19 protein-coding genes are annotated in these 22,246 nt (G+C 72.9%); 7 read left to right on the top strand and 12 right to left on the bottom strand.

Features of this window, described 5'->3' with window-relative positions; genetic code table 11:
* The first annotated feature begins 131 nt into the window (after positions 1 to 131).
* The gene (locus KIK05_RS03255; protein ID WP_214409007.1) at positions 132 to 1,058 is read left to right on the top strand and encodes a DUF4142 domain-containing protein; all 927 of its coding nucleotides are present in this window, start codon (positions 132 to 134) and stop codon (positions 1,056 to 1,058) included.
* 10 nt (positions 1,059 to 1,068) lie between these two features.
* Positions 1,069 to 1,563: a MarR family winged helix-turn-helix transcriptional regulator gene (locus tag KIK05_RS03250; RefSeq protein ID WP_308249716.1), complete on the top strand. Its 495-nt coding sequence runs from the start codon at positions 1,069 to 1,071 to the stop codon at positions 1,561 to 1,563.
* A gap of 8 nt (positions 1,564 to 1,571) precedes the next feature.
* Here KIK05_RS03250 and KIK05_RS03245 read toward each other — a convergent pair whose 3' ends face one another.
* The 6 genes from KIK05_RS03245 to KIK05_RS03220 are packed head-to-tail and all read right to left on the bottom strand — an operon-like array spanning position 1,572 to position 10,280.
* Entirely contained in the window at positions 1,572 to 3,617 is a 2,046-nt protein-coding gene (locus KIK05_RS03245) for a beta-galactosidase (RefSeq protein ID WP_214409006.1), read from the bottom strand.
* A 35-nt stretch (positions 3,618 to 3,652) separates the two neighbouring features.
* Positions 3,653 to 4,585: a dihydrodipicolinate synthase family protein gene (locus KIK05_RS03240; RefSeq protein ID WP_214409005.1), complete on the bottom strand. Its 933-nt coding sequence runs from the start codon at positions 4,583 to 4,585 to the stop codon at positions 3,653 to 3,655.
* Positions 4,582 to 5,733 (bottom strand): oligopeptide/dipeptide ABC transporter ATP-binding protein, encoded by a 1,152-nt coding sequence (locus tag KIK05_RS03235; RefSeq protein ID WP_214409004.1) that lies wholly within the window; start codon positions 5,731 to 5,733, stop codon positions 4,582 to 4,584. Before KIK05_RS03235 ends, KIK05_RS03240 begins: the two co-directional genes overlap by 4 nt.
* Positions 5,730 to 7,691: a dipeptide/oligopeptide/nickel ABC transporter permease/ATP-binding protein gene (locus KIK05_RS03230; RefSeq protein ID WP_214409003.1), complete on the bottom strand. Its 1,962-nt coding sequence runs from the start codon at positions 7,689 to 7,691 to the stop codon at positions 5,730 to 5,732. The genes KIK05_RS03235 and KIK05_RS03230 overlap by 4 nt, the downstream gene beginning before the upstream one ends.
* Positions 7,691 to 8,650 (bottom strand): ABC transporter permease, encoded by a 960-nt coding sequence (locus KIK05_RS03225; protein ID WP_308249715.1) that lies wholly within the window; start codon positions 8,648 to 8,650, stop codon positions 7,691 to 7,693. Before KIK05_RS03225 ends, KIK05_RS03230 begins: the two co-directional genes overlap by 1 nt.
* 7 nt (positions 8,651 to 8,657) lie before the next feature.
* On the bottom strand, positions 8,658 to 10,280 hold the full coding sequence (locus tag KIK05_RS03220; protein ID WP_214409002.1) for an ABC transporter substrate-binding protein: 1,623 nt from the start codon (positions 10,278 to 10,280) through the stop codon (positions 8,658 to 8,660).
* 236 nt (positions 10,281 to 10,516) lie between these two features.
* Between KIK05_RS03220 and KIK05_RS03215 the strand changes: the two genes are divergently transcribed.
* Positions 10,517 to 11,245 carry a FadR/GntR family transcriptional regulator gene (locus tag KIK05_RS03215; protein ID WP_214409001.1) on the top strand — a complete coding sequence of 243 codons (729 nt, stop codon included), beginning with the start codon at positions 10,517 to 10,519 and terminating at the stop codon, positions 11,243 to 11,245.
* 10 nt (positions 11,246 to 11,255) lie between these two features.
* On the opposite strand, the gene KIK05_RS48680 is transcribed toward KIK05_RS03215, so the two are convergent.
* The gene (locus KIK05_RS48680) at positions 11,256 to 13,475 is read right to left on the bottom strand and encodes an alpha/beta hydrolase (protein WP_214409000.1); all 2,220 of its coding nucleotides are present in this window, start codon (positions 13,473 to 13,475) and stop codon (positions 11,256 to 11,258) included.
* A 274-nt stretch (positions 13,476 to 13,749) separates the two neighbouring features.
* Between KIK05_RS48680 and KIK05_RS03205 the strand changes: the two genes are divergently transcribed.
* On the top strand, positions 13,750 to 14,196 hold the full coding sequence (locus KIK05_RS03205) for an Lrp/AsnC family transcriptional regulator (RefSeq protein ID WP_308249714.1): 447 nt from the start codon (positions 13,750 to 13,752) through the stop codon (positions 14,194 to 14,196).
* A 110-nt stretch (positions 14,197 to 14,306) separates the two neighbouring features.
* Here KIK05_RS03205 and KIK05_RS03200 read toward each other — a convergent pair whose 3' ends face one another.
* Positions 14,307 to 15,833 carry an acyl-CoA synthetase gene (locus KIK05_RS03200; RefSeq protein WP_214408999.1) on the bottom strand — a complete coding sequence of 509 codons (1,527 nt, stop codon included), beginning with the start codon at positions 15,831 to 15,833 and terminating at the stop codon, positions 14,307 to 14,309.
* 96 nt (positions 15,834 to 15,929) lie between these two features.
* Positions 15,930 to 16,820: an amidohydrolase family protein gene (locus KIK05_RS03195; RefSeq protein WP_214408998.1), complete on the bottom strand. Its 891-nt coding sequence runs from the start codon at positions 16,818 to 16,820 to the stop codon at positions 15,930 to 15,932.
* A gap of 155 nt (positions 16,821 to 16,975) precedes the next feature.
* On the opposite strand from KIK05_RS03195, the gene KIK05_RS03190 reads away from it, so the two are divergent.
* From KIK05_RS03190 to KIK05_RS03180, 3 genes are all read left to right on the top strand, one after another.
* Positions 16,976 to 17,557, top strand: coding sequence for a hypothetical protein (locus KIK05_RS03190; protein WP_214408997.1), 582 nt, complete (start codon positions 16,976 to 16,978; stop codon positions 17,555 to 17,557).
* Positions 17,558 to 17,757: 200 nt separating this feature from the next.
* A complete protein-coding gene (locus tag KIK05_RS03185; RefSeq protein ID WP_214408996.1) occupies positions 17,758 to 18,090 on the top strand; it encodes a hypothetical protein in 333 nt (110 codons plus the stop codon).
* A 115-nt stretch (positions 18,091 to 18,205) separates the two neighbouring features.
* Positions 18,206 to 19,354 carry an NAD(P)/FAD-dependent oxidoreductase gene (locus tag KIK05_RS03180; RefSeq protein ID WP_308249713.1) on the top strand — a complete coding sequence of 383 codons (1,149 nt, stop codon included), beginning with the start codon at positions 18,206 to 18,208 and terminating at the stop codon, positions 19,352 to 19,354.
* A gap of 109 nt (positions 19,355 to 19,463) precedes the next feature.
* Here KIK05_RS03180 and KIK05_RS03175 read toward each other — a convergent pair whose 3' ends face one another.
* The 3 genes from KIK05_RS03175 to KIK05_RS03165 all read right to left on the bottom strand — a co-directional run bounded on the left by KIK05_RS03175 (position 19,464) and on the right by KIK05_RS03165 (position 22,218).
* Complete coding sequence (locus tag KIK05_RS03175) at positions 19,464 to 20,210, bottom strand: phosphotransferase family protein (RefSeq protein ID WP_214408994.1); 747 nt, start codon at positions 20,208 to 20,210, stop codon at positions 19,464 to 19,466.
* Between the two features lie 137 nt (positions 20,211 to 20,347).
* Positions 20,348 to 21,469 carry an o-succinylbenzoate synthase gene (gene menC, locus KIK05_RS03170; RefSeq protein ID WP_214408993.1) on the bottom strand — a complete coding sequence of 374 codons (1,122 nt, stop codon included), beginning with the start codon at positions 21,467 to 21,469 and terminating at the stop codon, positions 20,348 to 20,350.
* A complete protein-coding gene (locus KIK05_RS03165) occupies positions 21,466 to 22,218 on the bottom strand; it encodes a GNAT family N-acetyltransferase (protein WP_214408992.1) in 753 nt (250 codons plus the stop codon). Before KIK05_RS03165 ends, menC begins: the two co-directional genes overlap by 4 nt.
* Positions 22,219 to 22,246 lie beyond the last annotated feature (28 nt).

The raw sequence follows: 22,246 nt of genomic DNA, 5'->3' as shown, positions 1-22,246 counted from the left end.
CCTTGCCCTGCGCAACTTTTGCACATTGCGTCGAACCCGTCCCGCCGGACGCCCGTAGCTCCCCGTGAACGCCATCGGCGTGAGCGGCCTGCGGGTCGCGCATCCCCCGGGCAAGAAGGGATCGGGCAGACATGCGACGCCTCACCTCCGTCGCCACCGTGGTCGGTGGCCTCATCGCACTCCAACTGGCCACGGCCTGCTCCAAGGAGCCGCAGCCCCTGGCCGACTACGGAGGGCCGGTGCCGCCCGCCGCGCCGGCCGAGCAGCTGATAGGGGGGATCCAGAAGGGCCTCCCCCCGGCCCAGGCCCCGCAGGCCGGCTCCTCACCGCGGAACGACGCCGCCGACGCCACCGTCCAGGCCGCCGGAGCCGACCCCGCCACCCCGGTCGCCGACCCCTCCACCCAGGCGTCCTACCCGTCGCAGGGCTCCCCGGCGGACCCCGCCGCGCAGCCGTCCGGAGGCGACCCGCAGGCCGCCGCGGCCCTGCGGACGACCTCGACCCCGTTCGGCCCGCTGAGCCCCGCCGACCGCGACCTGCTGGCCAAGGTGCGCATGGCCGGCCTGTGGGAGATCCCCACGGGACGGCAGGCCGCGCAGCGCGCCTCCCTCCCCGTCACCCGCAGGAACCTCGGCGAGATCGCCCGGCAGCACACGCTCCTCGACGCGGAGGTCCGGCAGGTCGCGGCCAAGCTGCGCGTCCCCCTGCCGGACGAGCCCAACGACGACCAGAAGGCCTGGATGGCCGAGATCTCCGCCAAGAAGGGCATGGACTACGACCGGACCGCGGTCATGCGGCTGCGGATGGCCCACGGGAAGATCTTCCCCGCGATCGGGGCGGTCCGGGCCAGCACCCGCAACACCGTGATCCGCGCGTTCGCCGAGGACTGCGCGAAGTTCGTCAACACGCACATGACGTTGCTGGAGGGCACCGGCCTGGCCGGGGACATGGCGATGCCCCCGGCCCCGACCGTCAGCGCGGCCCCCGACGCGGTGCCCTCGGGTGAACCCGTTCCGAGCGCGCCGCCCGCCACCAGCCTGCTGCCCCACAAGATGTAGCGGCGGTGCCGTGGCACCGTACAGGAACCCCCAGGCGACCGGTGAGGACCTGGAGGCGGTCACCTCGGCGATGCTGGCGGCCTCGCGCCTGCTGGTCGCGGTCTCGGCGCGGTCGCTCGCCGCGGCCGAGGACCGGGTGACCCTGCCCCAGTTCCGGATGCTCATGGTGGTGCACCAGGGGGAGACCACGCTGGTGCGGCTGGCCGAGGCGCTGCGCGTCAACCCCTCCACGGCCATGCGCATGGCCGACCGCCTGGTCGCGGCGGGCCTGCTGAGCCGCGAGGTCAACCCGAACGACCGGCGGGAGACCCTGCTGCGGCTCACCGTGGAGGGCCGGCGCATCGTGGCCGAGGTCACGGGCCGCCGCAGGGCGGAGATCACGACGATCCTGGCCCGGATGCGCGCCTCCCAGCGGCAGGCGCTGCTGGACGCCATGCGGGCCTTCAACGCGGCGGGCGGCGAACCTCCCGAGCCGGGCTCCTTCCCGCTCGGCTGGCCCGGCTGACCCCGCCGTCACCCCGCCGGGCGGAGGAGGGCCACGCCGCGGGGGGCGAGGCGCAGCCGGTCGAGGGGGTCGGCGCCGGTGAGGTCGTCGCGCATCGGCTCGGGCAGCGCCACGTCGGCCTCCTCGGCCGAGTGGTTGAGCAGCACGTACCACAGGGTGCCGTCGGCGGACCGGCGCGCCCGCGCCTGCACGCCGTCCGGCAGCCCCGGCAGGACGGGACGCACTCCCGCCTCCCGCCCGACGTGCCGCAGCAACTTGCGCATGGTGCCGGGGTCGGGGAGGGTGCCGAGGTACCAGGCGGCGCCGCGCCCGAAGGCGTGGCGGGTGACGGCGGGCAGCCCGGCGAGCTCGCCCTCGGCGAAGGACGCGACGGTGGCCGCCCCCTCCGGGACGATCTCCTCCGCCCACAGGCTTCCGTGCCCGGCGAGTCCCTCGGGCCACACCTCTCCCGGCTCGGCGGACAGCGCCACGCCGGCGTCCCTGGCGGGCGGCCAGAACTCCTCGACGCGCAGGCCGAGCATCCGCCGGAACGGGGCCGGGTAGCCGCCGAGGTGGACCCGGTCGCAGGGGTCGGCGATGCCGGAGAAGAACGACATCAGCAGCGTGCCGCCGCCCTCGACGTACCGTTCGAGGTTCGCCGCGTCGTGGCCGCCGACCATGTAGAGGTTCGGCACGACGACGAGCCGGTAGCCCGACAGGTCGTCGCCGGGCCGGACGACGTCGCAGGCCACGTTGTCCTGATAAAGCGGTAGATAGTGGGAGAAGAGCAGCTCGTCGAGGCGGAGGTCGGCGTTCGGCCGGGCCTCCTGCTCCAGCCCCCACCAGCTCTGCCAGTCGAGCACGATCGCCACGTCCGCGCGCGGCGCCCGCGCCCCGGCCAGGCCCGGACGGTCCGCCAGCTCCCGCCCGAGGGCCCGGACCTCCTGGAAGCCGCGGGTGGCCGCCCCGCCGTGCGGCACCATCGCCGAGTGGTACTTCTCGGCGCCGCCGCGCGACTGCCGCCACTGGAAGAACATCACCGCGTCCGCGCCGTGCGCCACCGCCTGCCAGCTCCACAACCGCATGACGCCCCGCGGCTTGGGGGCGTTGCGGGCGCGCCAGTTGACGGCTCCGGGGGCCTGCTCCATCAGCAGGAACGGCTGCCCGCCGCGCAGCGAGCGCATCACGTCGTACGACATCGCCGCCCTCGGCGCGGCGAGCGGGTCGTGGGGGTCGGGGTAGGAGTCGTAGCTGACGACGTCGAGGTGCGGCGCCCAGGCGAACAGGTCGAGGGTCCTGGCCAGCGGCACGAAGTTGGTCGTCGCGGGCACCTCGGGTGTGACCTCGTCGAGGATCGCCTTCTCCGCCAGGTAGCAGGCCAGGATCTCCTCCGAGCCGAACCGGGCGAAGTCGACCTGCTGGGCGGGGTTGGGGAAGGTCGGGGCGGTACGCGGCGGCAGCACCTCCTCGAAGGAGGCGTACCGCTGCGACCAGAACGCCGTCGACCAGGCGTCGTTCAGCGTCCCGACGTCGCCGTACCGGTCGCGCAGCCAGCGCCGGAACGCCTCGGCGGAGACGTCGCAGTAGCAGGCCCGCACATGGCAGCCGAACTCGTTGCCGACGTGCCACAGGGCGAGCGCCGGGTGCCCGCCGTAGCGCCCGGCGACGGCGCGCACCAGCCGCGCGGCGTGCTCGCGGTACACCGGGCTGGAGGGGCAGTAGTGCTGGCGGGCGCCGGGCCACAGCCGGGTGCCGTCGGCCCGCTCCGGCAGCACCTCGGGGTGCAGGGCGCTCAGCCACGGCGGCGGGGACGCCGTCATGGTGGCCAGGCACGCGCGGACGCCGCCGTCGGCGAGCATGTCCATGATCCTGTCGAGCCAGGCGAACTCGAAGCGGCCCGGCTCCGGCTGCACGGCGGCCCAGGAGAAGATGCCCAGGCTGACGAGGTTGACCTCGGCCTCGCGCATCAGCTTGACGTCCTCGGCGTGCACCTCCTCGGGCCACTGCTCGGGGTTGTAGTCGCCGCCGTAGGCCAGGCCTCCGAGCAGCCGCCGCAGCCGATCGATCCGGCTCATCCTGTGGTGTCCCTTCTCGTCGAAGCCCGCGCGCCTCACAGCAGCCCGGCCGTCGCCAGGTACTTGCCCACCCGGCCGACCTCCGTCTCGTTCAGGGGGATCTGCGGCGGCATGGTGGCGGGATGGTCGATGATCCCGCGCAGGTGCAGGGCGGCCTTGAAGGCCCCCATCGCCGAGGAGTTGAGCCCCATCCGCGTGCCTCCCACGAAGGCCAGGCGGAACAGCCGGACCAGCCGCTCCTGCTCCTCCCGCGCGGCCTCCCAGTCCCCGCGCGCCGCCGCGCGCACCAGGCGGACGTACCCGTGCGGGTCGACGTTGCCGAGACCCGGGACGGCGCCGTCCGCGCCCATCCACATCGCGGAGTCGACGGTCAGCTCCGAGCCGGTGAGGACGCTGAAGGAGCCGACGTCGGCCCGCTCCCGCCGTTCGAGCAGCAGCCCGCGCAGGTTGCCGTCGTCCCCGCTGGAGTCCTTCAGCCCGGCGAGCACGCCGTCGGCGGCCAGGTCGAGCAGCATCCCGGCGCCGAGCTTGCTGTGCACGGAGACGGGCAGGTCGTAGGCGTACACCGGTACGCCCGCCCGGGCCGCCAGCGCCCGGAAGTGCGCCTCGATCTCCACCGGGTGGGTGCGGGTGTAGAACGGCGCGGTGACCACGATGGCGGCGGCCCCCGCCTCGACGGCGACACGGGTGTGGTCGAGCACCCGCGGCGTCGTCATGTCGATCACCCCGGCCAGCACCGGCACCTGACCGGCCACGTGACCGATCACCGTGTCGAGGACCGTGCGGCGGTGCCCGTCGGGCAGGAAGGCCACCTCGGAGGTCGAGCCCAGCACGAACAGCCCGTCCACCCCGCCGTCCAGCAGGTGGTCCACCAGCCGGGTGAGCGATCCGGTGTCGACCTCCAGATTGGGGGTCAGCGGAGTGCACACCGGGGGGATCACGCCGGTCAGTGCGGTGGCCGTTGTCATGAGCGCTCCTGTGCTTGGCTGATCAGTTCGAGGTCGGTGGCTCCTGCGGGCACCGGATGGTGGCAGCGGAACAGGTGGGTCCTGTCGGCCTCGGCCTCCACCGGCGGCATCTCGGCCGCGCAGAGGTCGTCGGCCTTCCAGCAGCGGGTGCGGAAGGGGCACCCGCTCGGCGGCCGGGTGGCCGAGGGCACCGTGCCCTTCAGCGGGATCGGGTCGATCGGCGAGAGCAGCCCCGGCGTGGCCGAGAACAGCGACCGGGTGTACGGGTGGCGGGCCCGGTGCGGCACCGCCCCCGCCGGCCCCTGCTCCACGATGCGCCCGAGGTACATCGTGACCACGCTGTCGCTCATGCGCCGCACGGTCTGGATGTCGTGGGAGACGAACACCAGCGCCAGGCCGAGCCGCTGCCTCAGGTCGAGCAGCAGGTTGAGGATCTGGGCGCGCACCGACACGTCCAGCGCGCTGGTCGGCTCGTCGGCGATCAGCAGCCGGGGCTCCAGCGCCAGGGCGCGGGCGATGGCGACGCGCTGGCGCTGGCCGCCGGACAGCTGTCCGGGGACCAGGTCGGCGGCGCTCGGCGGCAGGCCGACGAGGTCGAGCAGTTCACGCACCCGCTCGTCCCGCTCGCGGGCGGTGCCGCGCCGGTGGACGTTCAGCGGGTCGCGCAGGATCTGGCGTACCGGAAGCCGCCGGTTCAGTGCGGTGGAGGGGTCCTGGAAGACCATGCCGACGTTCGCGCCGATCACCGACCTGCGCTCGGCGTCCGTCATGGCCCAGACGTCCCTGCCGCGGTAGCTCACCGTGCCGGAGGTGGGGCGCTGTAGTCCCACCATGACCTTGGCCAGGGTGGATTTGCCGCAGCCGGACTCGCCCACCACCCCCACGGTCCGCCCGGCGGTCACCGTCAGGTCGGCCCCGGTGAGGGCGTGGACGCGGTCACGGGTGAACAGCCCGCCCGAGCGCGCCCGGTGCAGGACGTGGACGCCGGCCAGTTCGAGCAGCGTCTCCTCCTCGGTGCCGATCTCGCCCTGCTCGGAGGTCTCCCGAGCCGGTGCCTCCCCCGGCTCGTACGTTCCCGCGGCCGGTCGGGGCGGGGTCTCCCCCGCGTCCGGTTCCCGCAAGGTCTCTCCCGGGTCCGTGCCGGTCATGTGCGCACCTCCGTCCCGGCGAAGGCCGGGGTCTCCACCGCGATGGCCGGGTGGTGACAGGCCACCGCGTGGCGACGCCCGTCGCCGGCGAGGCGCGGGGTGGTCGTACGGCAGAAGTCGTCCGCCCTGGGGCACCGGTCGGCGAAGCGGCACCCGGCCGGGAAGTCCGCCGGGGACGGCACCACGCCGCGGATCTGGGTGAGCCGCTCGGCGCCGGACTCCAGCGACAGCACCGACCCCAGCAGCCCCCGGGCGTAGTGGTGGGCCGGGGCCCCGACGAGGGTGGCGGTGACGCCGGTCTCGACGATCTGTCCGCCGTACATCACCACGACGCGGTCGGTGACGTCGGCGACCAGGGCGAGGTCGTGGGAGACCAGGATGAGCGCGAAGCCGAGCTCGGCCCGCAGCCGCAGCAGCAGCTGGACGACCTGCGCCTGCACCGTCACGTCGAGGGCGGTGGTCGGCTCGTCGGCGACGATGAGCTTGGGGTCGCGGGACAGCGCCATCGCGATGAGCACCCGCTGACGCTGTCCGCCGGACAGCTCGTGCGGATAGGACGAAAGCGTACGCTCCGGGTCGAGCCCGACCAGTTCCAGCAGCTCGGCCGGGCTTCGGGTGCCCCCGCGCCGCACGAGTTGCTTGAGCTGGGCTCTGATGGTCATGGCGGGGTTCAGCGACGACAGCGCGTCCTGGTAGATCATGGCCATCTCGTGGCCGAGCAGCCGGCGGCGTGCGCGGCGCGGCAGCGCGAGGAGTTCCCGCCCGCCGAAGCGGATGTGGCCGCTGACCCGCGCGCCCCGCGGCTGCAGGCCCATGATGGTCAGCGCGGTCAGCGACTTGCCGCAGCCCGACTCGCCGACCAGGCCGAGCACCTCGCCGGGCCGCACCTCGAAGCCGATGCCGTCGACGATGTCGACTCCCTCGTCGAACCCGATGCGCAGCCGCTCCACCGCCAGGATCGGCGGTCCCGAGGGCAGCGGGCGGGCGCGGGCGGCGAGCCGGCGGGCCGCCTCGCCGAGCCCGGGAAGCTGGGTGATCTCCCCGGTGCCCGGGCGCGCCCGCTCGACCGGATCGGCCGCCGCGGCCCGGCGCGTCGCGTCGTCGCGTCGCGCCCCCGGGGTGGCCCAGGCGTCCGAGACGCCTTCGGCGAGGATGTTCAGCGACAGCACGGTGAGCAGGATGAGCGACCCGGGGAACACGGTGGCCCACCACCCGCCGAGCAGCACCATGTTCCTGCCGTCGGCGATGACGCTGCCCCAGGAGGGGTTCGGCGGCCGGACGCCCGCGCCGATGAACGACAGCGACGCCTCGAAGACGATCATGTCGGCGACCATCACCGTGCAGAACACCAGCACCGGCGCGGCGCAGTTCACCGCGACGTGCCGCAGCAGGATGTACGGGGTGCGGGCGCCGATGATCCGCTCGGCCGCCACGTAGTCCTCGCCGTACTGGGCGAGCACGTTGGCCCGGACGACGCGGGCGACCGGCGGCATGTAGAGGAAGGCGATGGCCGCCACCAGCACCGGGATCGACCCGCCGAAGACGGCCACCAGCACCGCCGCCAGCGCGATGCCGGGGAAGGCCATGACGACGTCGAGGACCCGCATGATCGTCTCGTCGGCCCAGCGGCGGGAGGTGGCGGCGACCGCGCCGATCAGCGCGCCGGTCACCAGGGCCAGGACCGTCGAGCCGAGGCCGATGACCAGCGACCAGCGGGCGCCGTACAGCAGCCGGCTGAGGATGTCGCGGTTGGCGCTGTCCAGCCCCATCCAGTGCCCGGCCGACGGCCCGCCCCCGGCCGCCGCCTGCTCGTACGGCGAGTGCGGGGCCAGCGCGGGGGCGAACAGCGCGGCCAGCACCACCACCGCGACGACGCCGAGCGCCGCCCACGAGGCTGGCGACAGGCGCCGGAAGGAGATCCCCGGGCGGGAGAGCCGGGCGGCCAGTCCTCTTCTCATCAGGCGGCGCTCCTGAGCCGGGGGTTGACCAGCAGGTACAGCACGTCGACGGCGAGGTTGACGACCATGAACCCGACGGCGATCGTGAGCACGACGCCCTGGACGACCGCCGGGTCGCCGTCACGCACGGCATTGATCATGAGTTGTCCCATTCCGGGGAGCGAGTAGATCTGCTCGATGACGACCGCGCCGCCGAGCAGGTAGCCGATCCGCAGGCCCAGCACCGTCAGCGGGTTGATCAGCGCGTTGCGCAGCACGTTGCGGCCGACGACGACCAGCGGGGGCAGCCCGTTGCCGATCGCCGTCCGGACGTAGTCGCGGTCGAGCTCCTCCACCACCGAGGTGCGGACGATGCGGGTCAGCTGCGCGGCCACCGGCAGCGACAGCGACACCGCCGGCAGCGTCATCGACCGCAGCCACCCGGTGAACGAGTCCGCGGGGTTGATGTAGCCGCCGGTCGGGAACAGCCCCCTGCCCACCGCGAGGTACTGGATCATCAGCAGCGCCAGCCAGAACGCCGGAGCCGCCACCCCGACGAGCGACACCAGCCGGATCACCTGGTCGGGCCAGCGGTCCCGGAAGATCGCCGCGGTGACGCCGAAGACGAGGGACAGCACGACCGCGATGCCGAGACCGAGGAAGGTCAGCTGCATCGTCAGCGGCAGCGCGGTCGTCACCGAGTCGAGCACCGGAGCCTTGGTGAGCACGCTGGTGCCCATGTTCCCGTGCAGCAGGTCGCCGACGAAGCGCACGTACCGCAGCGGCAGCGGGTCGAGCAGGCCGTTCTCGACCTGGAACTGGTGGATCTGCTCGGGAGTGGGGTTCGCGCCCTGGAAGAAGGCGTACTCGGGCTTGCTGTCCGAGAACCGCATGACGACGAACACGAACAGGATCACACCCAGCAGCACCGGGACCAGGATCAGCACCCGCCGCAGGAGCATTCTCGCGATGACGGCCACGGCGACCTCAGACCTGCTTGGCCTGCAGCAGGTTGATCCCCGGGTACGGCTGCGCGCGGACGCCCGACAGCTTCTTGGGATCCCATGCCGTCATGAGCTCGGTGTGGACCACCGGGTAGAGCACGGCCTGCTCGGCGATGACGTCGAGGTAGCGGTGGACGAGGTCGAGCTTCTTCTTCGGGTCGAGCTCCTGGGTCGCCTTGTCCATGAGGGCGAACAGCGCCGTGGCGTCCTTGCTCTCGCCCCACTTGGTGTACTTCATCCAGGTGCCGTTGGGGACGTAGTTGTAGTGCAGGATCAGGTCGGCGTCCATGCCGAACTGGTTGGGGTTGGAGGCCGCGGCGACCACCTGGTAGTCCTGCGACTGGTCCATCTTGGTGAACAGCGCCGCGGTGTCCTGCGGCTCCAGGGTGGTCTTGACGCCGATCGCCTCCCACGAGGCCGCGATGGTGGGCAGGCAGTCGGCGATCCAGCTGACGTTGACCGACATCAGGTTGACCGACAGGTTCTTCACCCCCGCCTCGGCCAGCAGCGCCTTGGCCTTGTCGGGGTCGTACTCGTAGACGGTGGCGGCCCTGGCGTACGACGGGTGCTCGGGGTTGAGGAACGAGCTCGCGGCCGTGCCGTGCCCCTTGAGCGCGACGTCGATCATCTTCTTGTGGTCGATCGCGTAGTGCAGGGCCTGCCGCACCCGCACGTCGTCGAACGGCTTGCTGGCGGTGTTGAACATCAGGAACATGTGGTTCATGCCCTTGCCGCCCTGGACCTCCAGCCCGGCCTTCCTGAGCTGGTCGATGTTGGCGTAGGGGATGTTGTCGGCGATCTGCGCCTCGGCGGAGGCGCCGGAGATGCGGGCCACCCGGGCCGAGGCGTCGACGATGCTCAGCCAGTTCATCTTCTTGATGACGGCGGGACGGGGGCCGTTGTAGCCGTCGAAGGCCTCGAAGGTGGTGTTCGACTTCGGCTGGTGGGAGGTCTGCTTGTACGGGCCGGACCCGCACGTCTTGCCGCCCTTGGCCGCGTCCCAGGCGCCGGGCGCGCCGAACACGTGCTTCGGCATGATCTTGGCGATCGACAGGCGCTGCGCCGCGTCCGGGAAGGGGAACTTGAAGACCAGCTCGACCTCGCGGTCGCCGGTCTTGGTGACCTCCTTCAGCCAGGGCCGGAAGAACGAGCCGACCAGCACGTTCGCGACCGGGTCGAGCACCCGCTGGAAGGTGAACACCACGTCGTCGGCGGTGACCGGCTGCCCGTCGTGCCACTTGGCGCCCTCGCGCAGGGTGAACTTCCAGGAGGTGGCGGCGGTGTCGGCCGGGAGGGCGGTGGCCAGCGCCGGGTACGGCTCGCGGGTGATCGGGTCGGTCTCCAGGAGCCCTTCGTAAATGTGGCTGATGCCGGCCATCGCGAAGGCGGAGGCGGTCTGCGTCGGGTCCCAGCTCTGGTCGTTGCCGTATCCGATGACGGCGGTGATCAGCGTCTTGTCGGACCCGGCGCCGACCGAGCCGGTCGAGGCGGGGCCCCCGCTGCAGGCGGCCAGCGCGGCCGTGATGGCGGCCGCCGCACCGGTCGCGCCGCTGTAGCGCAGGAAGTCACGTCGGCTGAATTCGGGCCCGGATGGCGGGACGCTCACGGTGCCTCCTAGGGGGTCTGGGGCAGCGGTCCACTTCGGATATAGAACGTAGGACGTCCCACGTCCTATATTGTGTGTAGAAGTGGACGCTAGACCGCCACCCCGGCCTTGGTCAACAGAAGATGAGCGCCAGATGTCCGGAATGTTTCGCCGCCGGGGTGCCCGCCCGCATAGCCACCCGGCCGGGGCGCGCACGGTGATAGTGTCCGCACCGCCGACGACCCGAGGGGAAGCGCATGACCACAGCCCCGCGCCCGGTCCGCGGCCGGCTCAGCCGCGCCGCCGAGGTCCAGGAGGCCGTGAAAGAGATCATCCTGCGGCGCAGGCTCGGGGCGGGCGATCCCCTGCCCACCGAGTCGGAGCTGATGGCCGAGCTCGGCATCAGCCGTAATTCCGTGCGCGAGGCACTGAAGGCGCTCCAGGCCGTCGGCATCGTGGAGATCCGGCATGGTTTCGGGATGTTCGTCGGACGCATGTCGCTGAGCGGCCTGGTCGACGAGCTCGCCTTCCACAGCCGCATCACGCTCCAGGACGGGCGCACCGACCTGGCCCACCTGATCGAGATCCGCGAGATCCTCGAGAGTGGCCTGGTCCAGCGGCTCATCGACCTGCGCGACGAGGCCGACCTGTCGCCGGTGACCCGGGTGATGGAGCGCATGGAGGCCGAGGCACTGGTCGGCGAGATCCCGCCGGAGACCGACCGGCTCTTCCACGACGTGCTCTACCAGCCCCTCGGCAACCCCCTCGTGGGGCAGTTACTGGGGGCGTTCTGGGACGTCTACCACCAGCTGCGCGACGAGATCGGCTCCCCCGACGAGCCGCCCGCCGACGTCGCGCGCCGCCACCGCGACATCTACGCCGCGGTGGTGGCGGGGGACAAGGTGGCCGCCGTCGCGGCCGTCCACGCCCACTTCGCGAGTGTCCGCAGGCGGCTGGCCCGCCTGCGGACACCGGAGCTGAGCTGACCCGGGTCCGTCACCGGGGCAGGCACTCGGCCCGCACCCCGCGGTACGGCGAGGACTTCGCGGTGAGCAGCGACTCGTCCGCGCCCTTGACGGTGTGGTCGAGGAACGCGCCCACGTAGGCGTTGGTGATGCCGAGCCCGAGGTGGCCGTCGATCGTGCCCAGCGTCAGCAGGGCACGCAGGGGCCCGGCGACGTAGTAGGCCGCGTAGTCGGTGAAGTTGAAGTGCAGGCTGCCGTCGATCCGGTAGCACCAGGCCGGGCCGGTGCCGGCGGCGAGCAGGGCACGCGCGGCCCCCTGGTCGTCACGGTTGGCGGCGTCGGTCGTCGCCGGGCAGGTGCCGGTCACGCACGAGTCCTCGGAGGACATGATCAGCATCGGCCTGCTCAGCCCCGCGCTGACGACCGGGCCGAACTGCGTGCCGTCCAGGTCGACCGCGCCGGCGCAGTGAGGATCGGTCCGGCAGGCCTCCAGGGACGCCGCGCCGCCGAACGAATGGCCGAGGTAGGCGGTGCGCGCGGCGTCGACGTGCCCGGCGAACCGGCCGCCGTGGTCCAGCGCGGCCACCCGGCCCAGGGCGAAGCGGGCGTCGGCGGCCCACAGACCCACCAGGCGGTCACCGCGCCCGGCGGCGGCGCCGGTGTGGATGTCGGCGGTCTCGAGCTCGGGTGGGTTGCCCGCGTCCGTGGAGTGCAGCGGCTTTCCGTCCAGGACGGCGAGGTTGGCGCTGTAGGTGGGGGTGACGCCCACGACGAGGTACCCACGGCTCGCGAGGTTCTCGGCCAGCGCGGTGTACTGCGGCGCGGCGAGGCCCATGCCGGGTTCCAGGGCGACCACCGGGAACCGTCCGGCGGCCACCGGCGCGTCCTGGAGGGCATGCCCGGTGACGGCCTCGAAGCGCGTCTCGCCGAGGCCGAACGGGCCTTCGAAGTGCAGCCCTTCCCAGGCGCCCGGCGCGTACGGCGCCGGGCGGCCGCCGGCGTCGGGCGGGGCGGGGTACCACAGCCACACCGACAGCCGGCGCGGGAGGCCGGGCCGGGGGGCGACCGGATCGGTGCGGGCCTGGTCCGTCCAGTCGAACGCCGTGCGGCCGACGTGGAACGCGCCGGTCGGAGCGGGAAGCGTGACCGGCTGGGCGTGCAGCACCGCCACGGCGCCGACGTATCCGGCGGTCACGACCACGAGCGTCAGCACGAGCGCGACGACCGTCTTCAGGACGGCGCCCACCCACACCCGCCAACGGGGGCGACCGGGCCGCCGCCGGAAGATCAGTGAGAGGACGAGCACCAGCACGGTGGTCACCAGCGAGCCCGCGAAGGCGATCACCGCCAGGACCACCGGCGGGTCGATCTCACCACCGGTTCCGAGCAGCGGCAGCACCCCCTCCCGCAGCACCAGGAACGCGGGCAGGGCGAACGCCCCCGCCGTGACGGCGGCCCGCGCCGAGCGGCGCGCCCTCCCCCGGGCCTCGGCGGCCGTCCCGCGCGGGACGGCGATCCGAAGGACGGCGTTGGCGGCCATCGAGAAGGCGAAGAAGCCCCCGGCGAACGCGGCGGCCTCGGTGAGGAACAGCAGCGGGCCGAACCCGCCCTCGCCGATCGCCTGCATCGTGGTGAGCAGCAGGCCGGCGGCCACGGCGGCGGTCGCGGTGATGCCGGCGACGTGCCCGCGGGCGAAGTCGAGCACCTCGGGGCGCGCCATCGGCGCCAGGTCGCCGACCCAGTCCCCCTCGGACCGGCGGCCCTGCCCGGAGGGCAGACGGCGCAGGGCCCGCCACTGCAGCAGCAGTCCCGTCGCGGCCACCGCCGTCAGGGGGACCAGCGCCGCGATCAGCCACGGCGTGCGGTCGTTCCAGAGGGGGTGGTCGGCACGGCGGGCGACCGCCAGCCAGTCGGCGGCGACCGTGGCGGCGATCATCAGGGTGCACACGAGCGCGGCCCGCAGGAGCTGGGCGACCCGGAAGACCGGCTGGGGCTCGCGACGGCGCAGCAACGTCGCCCGCGCCGCCACCAGGCCGGCCAGCGCCGGTACCAGGAACAGGGTGAACGTCACGACGCCGTCGTAGGGGTCGTCCTGCCACGGGCTGCCCGCGCGCACCGCGTGGACCTGCGTGGTGACGACGGCGAACAGCGTGAACGCGGCCGCGCCCATCGTCGTGACCCACAGCGCGGGCCCGGCGGCCCGGCGTGCGGAGTGGTCCGCCGGCAACGCCGGCGGTTGTGGATCTGTCACTTGTGTCCGTCCTTCCACTCACCGCCAATAGTACACAGCACGTACTACTTGGCGCGTAGCAAAGGGGTCGGATCGGCAAAAGAGACGGGGGTAGCGGGGCCGGGCGGCCGCACCAGGGCCCGGGGGGCCGACGCCCGGCATCGTGACCGTCGGGGAGGCGTCCCGAGTGCGGGCACGGCTGAGCGCCGAGGTGGCGGCGCGGGCCGAGGGCATGCGCGGCCTCGGCCCGCGGGGTGGGACCTCGGGCCCCGGGGACCGGCGGTACTGTGCGGCTGTGAACCTCGACGAGATCGACCGGATCCTGCTCGGCGAGCTGCAGCGGGACGGCCGCGCCTCCTACACGGCGCTGGCGGAGGCGACCGGGCTGTCCGCCCCCGCCGTACGGCAGCGGGTGCAGCGGCTACGGGACGAAGGGGTCGTCCAGATCGTCGGGGTCACCGACCCGATGGCGCTGGGCCTGCCGGTCATGGCGCTCATCGGCGTCCGGGTCGACGGGGACGTCCACGGGATCGCCGACCGCATCGGCGAGCTGTCCGGCGTGATCTACGTGGTGCTGACGTCCGGTTCGTTCGACATGTTCGTGGAGGTGGTGTGCAAGGAGCCGTCCGAGCTCCTCGCCGTCCTCAACGACCACATCAAGCAGGTCCCGGGGGTCACCCGCGCCGAGGCGTTCACCTACTTCGGCATCCACACCCACCGGTTCGCCTGGCCCGGCACCTGACCGCCGGGGTTCGGACGACGGGCGGGCGTTCGTTCAGGATGCGCCGCACGACGCTCCTCGGCTCCGCTGGAACCTGTCCAGATCAGCCTCGAGCCGCCGGCGGATGTGTGTCATGTCCGGTTGTCAGGGCGGGCGCGCAGCTCCGGCTTGCGGATCTTGCCGGAGCCGGTCCTGGGCAGGCCGTCCACCAGGTCGAAATAGCGCGGGATCTTGTACTTGGCCAGCCTGCCGAGCAGGAACGCGCGCAACTCGTCGCCGGTGACGTCCGCCCCCGGCCTGGGGACGACGAACGCCCGGCCGACCTCGCCCCACTTCGGGTCCGGCACCCCGACCACGGCGACCTCCGCCACGCCCGGATGCTCGAACATCGTGCTCTCGACCTCGGCCGGATAGACGTTCTCGCCGCCGGAGACGTACATGTCCTTCACCCGGTCGACGATGTGAAGGTGGCCCTCCTCGTCGAAGGTGGCCACGTCACCGGACCTGAACCAGTCGCCGTCGGCGAACGCCGCGGCCGTCGCCCCCGGGTCGGCCCAGTAGCCGGGGGTCACGTTGGGCCCCTGGATCAGCACCTCGCCCGGCTCGCCGGCGGCGACGTCGGTCAGGTCGGGACGGACGACGCGCACGTCGGCGAAGAACACCGGCACCCCGGCGGAGCCGGCCTTGCGCGTGCTCTCGCTCGCCTCCAGGAAGGTCGCGCCGGGCGCGGTCTCGGTGAGCCCGTACCCCTGGCAGAACACCAGCCCCCGCTCCTGGTAGGCGCGGATCAGCGCGGGCGGGATCGCCGCGCCCCCGGCCATGACGCTCCGCAGCGAGGACAGGTCGGCGCCGGCCCAGCGCGGCGACGCGGCAAGGGCCGCGAACATCGTGGGCACGCCGAACATCCAGGTGACGCCGTACTTCCCGATGAGGTCGTAGCAGTCGTCCACGTCCCAGGCGGGCATGATCACCGAGCAGCCGCCCTTGACGAACGTCGGCAGCAGCGTCTGGCCGAGGGCCGCGACGTGGAACAGCGGCGCGCCGATCAGCGTCACCTCGTCGCTCGCCACGTCGACGCCGACCATGAGGTTGAAGGTGTTCCACACCAGGTTGGCGTGGCTGAGCATGGCGCCCTTGGGACGGCCCGTCGTGCCCGAGGTGTAGAGGATCAGGGCGACGTCGCCGAGCCGTACCGGGACGTCGATCGGCGCCGGGTCGCCTTCCGACAGCCAGCTCTCGTAGTGGCCCTCCCCCGGCCCGGGGGACGCCAGCGCCACCACGGCGCGCAGGTCCGGCAGCGCGGGGAGGCCGCGCACGGGGCCCGCGCACTCGGGCGCGTAGACCAGGAGCGAGGCGCCGCAGTGGCGGAGCGTGTACTCGATCTCGGGTGCCGCCAGCCTGAAGTTCAGCGGCACGAAGATCCCGCCGAGCACGTGCGTGGCGAACATGGTCTCGGCGAAGGCGGTGTGGTTGGGGCCGAGGTAGGCGACCCGGTCACCGGGCCGGATCCCCGCCTCGCGCAGCCGCGAGGCCAGCCTGGTCGTGCGCTCGTGGACCTCCGCGTAGGTGAGGGGGCGGCCGCGGAAGACGAACGCGCGGCGGCCCGGCGTCATCCGCGCCCGGCGGGCCGGCCAGCCTCCCACTCCGGCGTTGAGCATGGTCGCAGCCCTCCTGTCAGGACGACACGGGTCATGGCGCGCCGGTGCGGCCGGGGTCCTCGCCCTCGAGCTCCTCGAGGGCGCGCGCCGTTGCGGTCATGGGCGGGGCTTCTTCTCCTCGCCGCCGAGCCCGAGCAGGCGCGCGGCGTTGTCCTTCAGGATCTTCGGGCGGACCTCGGGCCTGATCTCGAGCTTGTCGAAGTCGGCCAGCCAGCGGTCGGGGGTGATCATCGGGTAGTCGGAGCCGAACAGCACCTTGTCCTTCAGCAGGGTGTTGGCGTACCTGACCAGTTGCGGCGGGAAGTACTTCGGCGACCAGCCCGACAGGTCGATGTGGACGTACGGCTTGTGCGTGGCGACGGCCAGCGCCTCGTCCTGCCAGGGGAACGACGGGTGGGCCAGGATGATCCGCAGCTCGGGGAAGTCGACGGCGACGTCGTCGACCAGCATCGGGTTGGAGTACTTCAGCCGGATGCCGCCCCCGCCGGGGACGCCCGCGCCGATGCCGGTCTGCCCGGTGTGGAACAGCGCGATCGCGCCGAGCTCCTCGATGGCCTCGTACAGCGGGTAGGCCATGCGGTCGTCGGGCGCGAAGCCCTGCATGCTGGGGTGGAACTTGAACCCGCGCACGCCGTACTCCTCCACCAGCCGGCGCGCCTCGCGGACGCCCGCCCTGCCCTTCCAGGGATCGACGCTCGCGAAGGGGATCAGCACGTCGGCGTGCTCGGCGCAGCTCTCGGCCACCTCCTCGTTGGAGATGCGGGGGTGGCCGGTGGCGTGCTCGGCGTCGACGGTGAACACCACCGCGGCCATCTTGCGCTCCCGGTAGTAGGCGGCCATCTCGGTGATGGTCGGCTGCCGGTGACCGTGGGCCTTGAAGTAGTCCGCCGAGGCGCCCAGCAGTTCGGGGCTGAGGGAGCCGTGGCCGCTGCCGGAGATCTCGGCGTGGGTGTGGACGTCGATGGCGACCAGGTCGTCGAGGTTCATCTACGCCTCCGAAATCTTCGGCCATATAGGGCGAACCTCTTCAGAGTGGACTTTGGATCGCCCGCGGCGTCAAGGCTCTGGCCGCGATCTTCCGGTGCCTGGTCCGCCGACCCGCGGGTCCTCCCCAGGGCTTGGCATGGCTAGCCTGTCCAGACATGACCCGGGTACTGATGACGATCCTCGTCGTGCTCGCCGTTCTGTCCGGCTGCGGTTCGCAGGGGGCGCTCAGCCAGGCGGCCATCGACCAGGCCCGCCGGCAGGGCGTGGCCCCGGATCTGATCTACGTCGTGGACCTGCCCGGCTACGAGCTGGCGGAACAATCGATCGGCGGGGTCGGGGAGGAGGGCTTCGGCGCCTACTACGTCTCATCCGGCGGCAAGCAGGTGTACCTTCATGTCGACCGCGGCTCCTTCAGCGACGCCCGATGCGCCGCCACGCCCATCGCCGACGCCGACCCACCCGACGCCCCGGTGCGGTGTGACCATGACGAGGTCGGGTGGTACCGGCAGGGCGGCGGCCGGCAGGAGTACGTCGTGGTTCAGGGCGATCACTACATCAAGCTGAGCGGACGTGTCGCCGACCTCGACCGGGCCGCCCTCAAGGCCGCGGTGGCGGGGGCGCGGCCCGCGACCGGGACGGGGACGCCCGCGCCGCCTCCGCCCAGCCCGGTGGAACGTGGCGATCTGCTCACCAACGGCGACGGCGCTCCTGATAACGGCGTCGGCCCCGGCGGCTGACTCCTGGCCGGAGCATGACGCGAGCGCACTGCGGACAAAGGAGGAGTAATCATGCATGTCGCACATCTCTCCTCCTGGGACCGAGGACCGATCGCCGGGTATGGACTGTGACGTCACCGACGCTCCCCCGCGAACGGACATGAAGGACAGGTGGGCAAGGGATGTTTCCTACACGAGCGGGGAGCCCGTGGGCGAATGCCGTGAGCAGGGTACGGCGGCCGGCGACGGCCGTTCTCCTCCTGACCCTGGCCGGCGTCGCGATGTCATGGCAGGCGAGCGCCGAGGCGGCGTCGGCCCGCGATCACCGCAGGGACCACGGGGTCATGCACGGCCACCACACCACCAAAGTGCGCGCCGGGAACGGTCAGTACAACAGGAACTACGTGACCGTGAGCGGTCCCACCACCCAGCGCGGCGTGCAACAGGTGTCGAACACGATCATCGGCGGCCGCGACCACAACGTGAACATCCTGTGCAAGGGCAGGCACATCTGCAAGATCCACCAGCACCTCCGGATCGTCAACGGCAGGTGATCCGTACTCGGCGGGTTCCGTCTGTCTCCCTGGTCGGTGCCTGAGCACCGGTCCCGGCACCACTTGGGGCGCGCATGGTCGTTTACCGACGATGCGCGGTGGGAGGCTGACAGACGTGGACGAGGTATGGGATCTGGTGGTGGTGGGCGGCGGGCCCGCCGGAGCGGCCGCGGCGTTACGGGCCGCGCAACTGCGCCCACAGGGCCGGGTGCTCCTGCTGGACAAGGCGGACTTCCCCCGTGACAAGGCGTGCGGGGACGGCATCGCGGCCCACGGGCGTGAGGAGCTCGCGCTGCTCGGCCTGCCCGACCTCATCTCCGACTACCGGCCGACGCCGCGCCTGTCGGTGGTCTCCCCCGGCGGCGCGCGGGTCTCGGCGAGGGTGGCCCGGCCCAATCACGTCGTCCCGCGCAAGGTGTTCGACGCCCGCCTGGTCGAGGCCGCCCGGGATCGCGGGGTGGAGGTCCGCCGCCACCGGGTCCGCGCGCTGACCGTCCGGGACGGTCTCGTCGTCCTGGACGGCGGCATCGTGGCCCGCGCCGTCGTGGGCGCCGACGGGGCGAACTCGGTCGTGCGGCGCCTCGTCGGTCTCGCGCCGGCGCCGGACCGGCACACGGCGATCGCCGTCCGCGGCTACGCCGACGTCCCCGCCGACGACGACGTGCAGTACATCGCCATGCAGAAGGACGGCTGGCCCGCGTACGCCTGGTCGTTCCCGGTCGGGGACGGGACGGCCAACGTCGGCTTCGGCATGCTGCTCCCCCGGCTGCGCGCCACCGGCCTGCCCGGCCGCGAGGTGCTCCACGGCCGGCTCGCCGAACTGCTGCCCCACCTGCCGGCCCGCGACCTGCGCGCCCACCATCTCCCCCTGTCGCCCGGCAGGCCGGTGCCGGGCGCGGGACGGGTGATGCTCGCCGGGGACGCCGCCGCCCTGATCAACCCGCTCACCGGCGAGGGCATCTACTACGCGCTGCTGTCGGGCCGGCTGGCGGGCGAGGCGGCGGTCGAGGCGCCCGCCGACCCGCTGCGCGCCTACCGCTCCCGGCTGCGCGGAGCCCTCGGACGGCACCTGCGCACCACCGACGTACTGGCCCGCGCCGCGCAGTCGCCCGGTTTCATCGACGCGGCGGTCGCCACCGCGGCCCGCCGCCAGGAGGTCTTCGACCTGATCGTCGACGTGGGCCTCGGCGCGGGCACCGTGCCGCTGCCGCTCGCCCTCGCCGTGGCCCGCCGCTGGCTGGCGAACGGCCTGCGGGGCGGCTGAGCCTCCTCAGACGACGGCCCCGACCCTCACCGCCGCCGTCATCTGCCGGCGACGCCTCATCCACTGATCGTTCCGATAGGACTTCTCATAGCAGCCGGGCCGCGCAGTCTCACATCCGGGATCTCAGCACATCGACCTCACAGCCCGGCGCGAACGGGTCGAAGCCGTGCTCGACCAGCCAGCGCACCACCAGCAGGCTTCGCAGCGACCACCACGCGCGGATCACGTCGAGGTCGACGTCGGTGCCATAGCCGGCGACGACGTCGTCGAGATGCCTCTCGTGTCCGAGCGTCAAGGTGGCGAGGTCGAACAGGGCATCACCTTGGCCCGCCTCGGACCAGTCGATGATGCCCGTGATCTCGTCGCCGTCGACGAACACGTGAGCGATCTGCAGGTCGCCGTGCGTGAACGCCGGACTCCAGGGCCGCAGCGCGGCCTCGGCGACCTGGCGGTTGCGGGTGACCAGGTCGGCGGGCAGGACGCCGTTCGTCACGAGCCACTCGCACTCGCCGTCGAGTTCCGCCGCCAGCTCGTCGATGCCTCGCCCGGCCCGGCCGGGCCGGGGCGGCAACGGCGCGTCGTGCAACCGCCGGACGGCGGCGCCCGCCGCGGCCCACGCCGCCGGGGACGCGGTCGACGGCTCGCCGAGGCGGCCGAGCGCCGTCCCCGGGACCGCGGCGATCGCGAGCACCGGCGGCTTGTGCCACAGGACCTTCGGGGTCGGGACCGGCGCCAGGGCCATCGCCTCGACCTCGGCGTCGATGCGCGCCTGATCGGCGTCCACCTTCAGGAACACGTCGCCGACGCGCAGGGTCGCGCGCTCGGAATGGGCGACGACCATTTCGACCTCATCCATGTGCGACCAGTATCCCGGGGATGATCGTCGACGTCACCAGGTTTATCGCATACGCGTTCGCCGGGGACCCCCACTTGTGCACCGTCGGCCGGCAGCCCACGGCCATGGCCATCCGCATGTGCAGCTGAGCGCGGTGGTCAGCGGCAATCGTTCGTGACGCGCACGGGCGGGCCGGCGGTGAAGGTCTCCAGGGCGTCCGGCTCCGGCACGACGCCGATTCCCGGCCCCTCGGGCACCGCGATGGAGTCGCCCTCGAGTTCGACGGGTGCGGTGATGTCGCGCTCGTAGTAGCGGGCGGTCGCCGAGATGTCGCCGGGCAGGGTGAAGCCGGGCAGGGCGGCCAGCGCCAGGTTCGCCGCCCGGCCGAGCCCGATCTCCAGCATGCCGCCGCACCACACCGGCACGTCGGCGGCCCGGGCCAGGTCGTGGATGCGGCGGGCCTCCAGGTAGCCGCCGACCCTGCCGGGCTTGATGTTGATGACCGAGCAGGCCCGCGCCCTGATCGCGGCGGTGGCGGCGCGGGCCGAGATGATCGACTCGTCCAGGCAGATCGGCGTGTCCATCCGGGCGGCGAGCTCGGCGTGACCGTGCAGGTCGTCCGGGGCGAAGGGCTGTTCGAGCAGGGTCAGGCCGTAGGCGTCGAGGCGGGCCAGGTGGCGGGCGTCGGCGGGGGCGTAGGCGGTGTTGGCGTCGGCGGTCAGCATGAGGCCGGCGCCGAACGTCTCGCGCACCAGCCTGACCGGTTCCAGGTCCCAGCCGGGCTCGATCTTGAGCTTGATCCGGGCGTAGCCGGCGCTGACGTGCCGGTCGACGGTGTCGAGCAGGGCGTCGAGGCCCGTGGCGATGCCCACCGACACACCCACGCGGACGCTGCGGCGTGTCCCGCCCAGGTAGGCGGCCAGCGGGAGGCCGCGCGCGGTGAGCACGGCGTCCAGGACGGCCATCTCTACGGCGGCCTTGGCCATCGGATGACCGCGCAGGTGCGCGAGCGCGGGCGCCACCCCGGCCGGATCGAGGTCGGGCACGGCGAACAGGCGCGGCAGCAGGAAGCGCCGGATGACGTCGGCCGCCCCTTCCAGGTACTCCGGGCTGTAGGTGGGCTCGTCCTCGGCGACGCACTCGCCCCAGCCCTCCTCGCCCTCGGCGCCGCGTACGCGCACCAGCAGCGCCCTGCGCTCGGTCTGCGTGCCGAGCGAGGTACGGAACGGCGTGAGCAGCGGCAGCGCGACCGTGCGCAGTTCGGCTTCGACGATTCTCATGCCGCGCGCTCCAGCACGTACCAGCCGTCCCTGGTGAAGGCGGCGATCCGGTAACCGCGGGCCAGCGCGCCCCCCAGGGCGGCCCGCTGGGCGGCCCGCCACCGCGCGGCCTCCTCGGGGTGTTCGCGCCGCAGCCGCTCGGCGTCGGCGGGCGTGGCGCAGCGCAGCACGGCCGCGCCGCCCGGCTCGCGCGGCGTCCCGCTCTCGTCGAGGATCACCTCCGCCTCCGCGCTCCGGTCCGGAGCGAACGCCTCCGGGGCCGGGTGCACGGGCCAGTACGCGAGCAGCCGGTCGGTGGCGTCCCCGCCGTTGATGCCGTCGTTCATCGGGCCGTAGAAGTCGGGCACGTACCGCTCGGCGCGGGCGCCGAGCCTGGCCAGGTTGAAGAAGGCGTTGCGGCGCACCAGGGGGTCGAAGGTCCAGGAGATGAAGTTCAGGCCGCGCTCGGCGGCCCACTGGCGCTGGTGGGCCTTTATCGCCTGGCCGATCCCCTTGCCCCGCGCCTCGGCGGCCACGCCCACGATGTGGGAGTGCAGGCTGCCTCCCTCCGCGAGGAACCCGGAGGCGGCGGCGACGAGCTCGCCGTCGATGAAGGCGCCGCCGACGTAGCCGCCGGCGTGGTCAAGGGCGCACATGAGGTCCACGGGCACCGGCGGATCGTCGCCCGCCCTGGTGTTCCAGATGCGGCGCAGCAGCCGGTCGGCGGCCTGGAACTGGGAGGTGCCGTGGAGGATGCGAAGTTCGACCATGCGCACCAGCATTCCGCCGGACCGTCGC

The sequence above is a fragment of the Sphaerisporangium fuscum genome, assembly GCF_018531465.1.
Lineage (GTDB): Bacteria > Actinomycetota > Actinomycetes > Streptosporangiales > Streptosporangiaceae > Sphaerisporangium > Sphaerisporangium fuscum.
Note: the sequence above shows the minus strand (reverse complement) of the source record. Positions and strands in the feature narration are given on the sequence as shown.

Excerpts from the sequence above, each read along its gene's own strand:
- KIK05_RS03195 (WP_214408998.1), bottom strand. The coding sequence starts at position 16,820 with ATGAACCTCGACGACCTGGTCGCCATCGACGTCCACACCCACGCCGAG.
- KIK05_RS03200 (WP_214408999.1), bottom strand. The coding sequence starts at position 15,833 with ATGCTCAACGCCGGAGTGGGAGGCTGGCCGGCCCGCCGGGCGCGGATG.
- KIK05_RS03240 (WP_214409005.1), bottom strand. The coding sequence starts at position 4,585 with ATGACAACGGCCACCGCACTGACCGGCGTGATCCCCCCGGTGTGCACT.
- KIK05_RS03165 (WP_214408992.1), bottom strand. The coding sequence starts at position 22,218 with ATGGTCGAACTTCGCATCCTCCACGGCACCTCCCAGTTCCAGGCCGCC.
- menC (WP_214408993.1), bottom strand. The coding sequence starts at position 21,469 with ATGAGAATCGTCGAAGCCGAACTGCGCACGGTCGCGCTGCCGCTGCTC.
- KIK05_RS03190 (WP_214408997.1), top strand. The coding sequence starts at position 16,976 with ATGACCCGGGTACTGATGACGATCCTCGTCGTGCTCGCCGTTCTGTCC.
- KIK05_RS03235 (WP_214409004.1), bottom strand. The coding sequence starts at position 5,733 with ATGACCGGCACGGACCCGGGAGAGACCTTGCGGGAACCGGACGCGGGG.
- KIK05_RS03255 (WP_214409007.1), top strand. The coding sequence starts at position 132 with ATGCGACGCCTCACCTCCGTCGCCACCGTGGTCGGTGGCCTCATCGCA.
- KIK05_RS03215 (WP_214409001.1), top strand. The coding sequence starts at position 10,517 with ATGACCACAGCCCCGCGCCCGGTCCGCGGCCGGCTCAGCCGCGCCGCC.
- KIK05_RS03245 (WP_214409006.1), bottom strand. The coding sequence starts at position 3,617 with ATGAGCCGGATCGATCGGCTGCGGCGGCTGCTCGGAGGCCTGGCCTAC.
- KIK05_RS03230 (WP_214409003.1), bottom strand. The coding sequence starts at position 7,691 with ATGAGAAGAGGACTGGCCGCCCGGCTCTCCCGCCCGGGGATCTCCTTC.
- KIK05_RS03175 (WP_214408994.1), bottom strand. The coding sequence starts at position 20,210 with ATGGATGAGGTCGAAATGGTCGTCGCCCATTCCGAGCGCGCGACCCTG.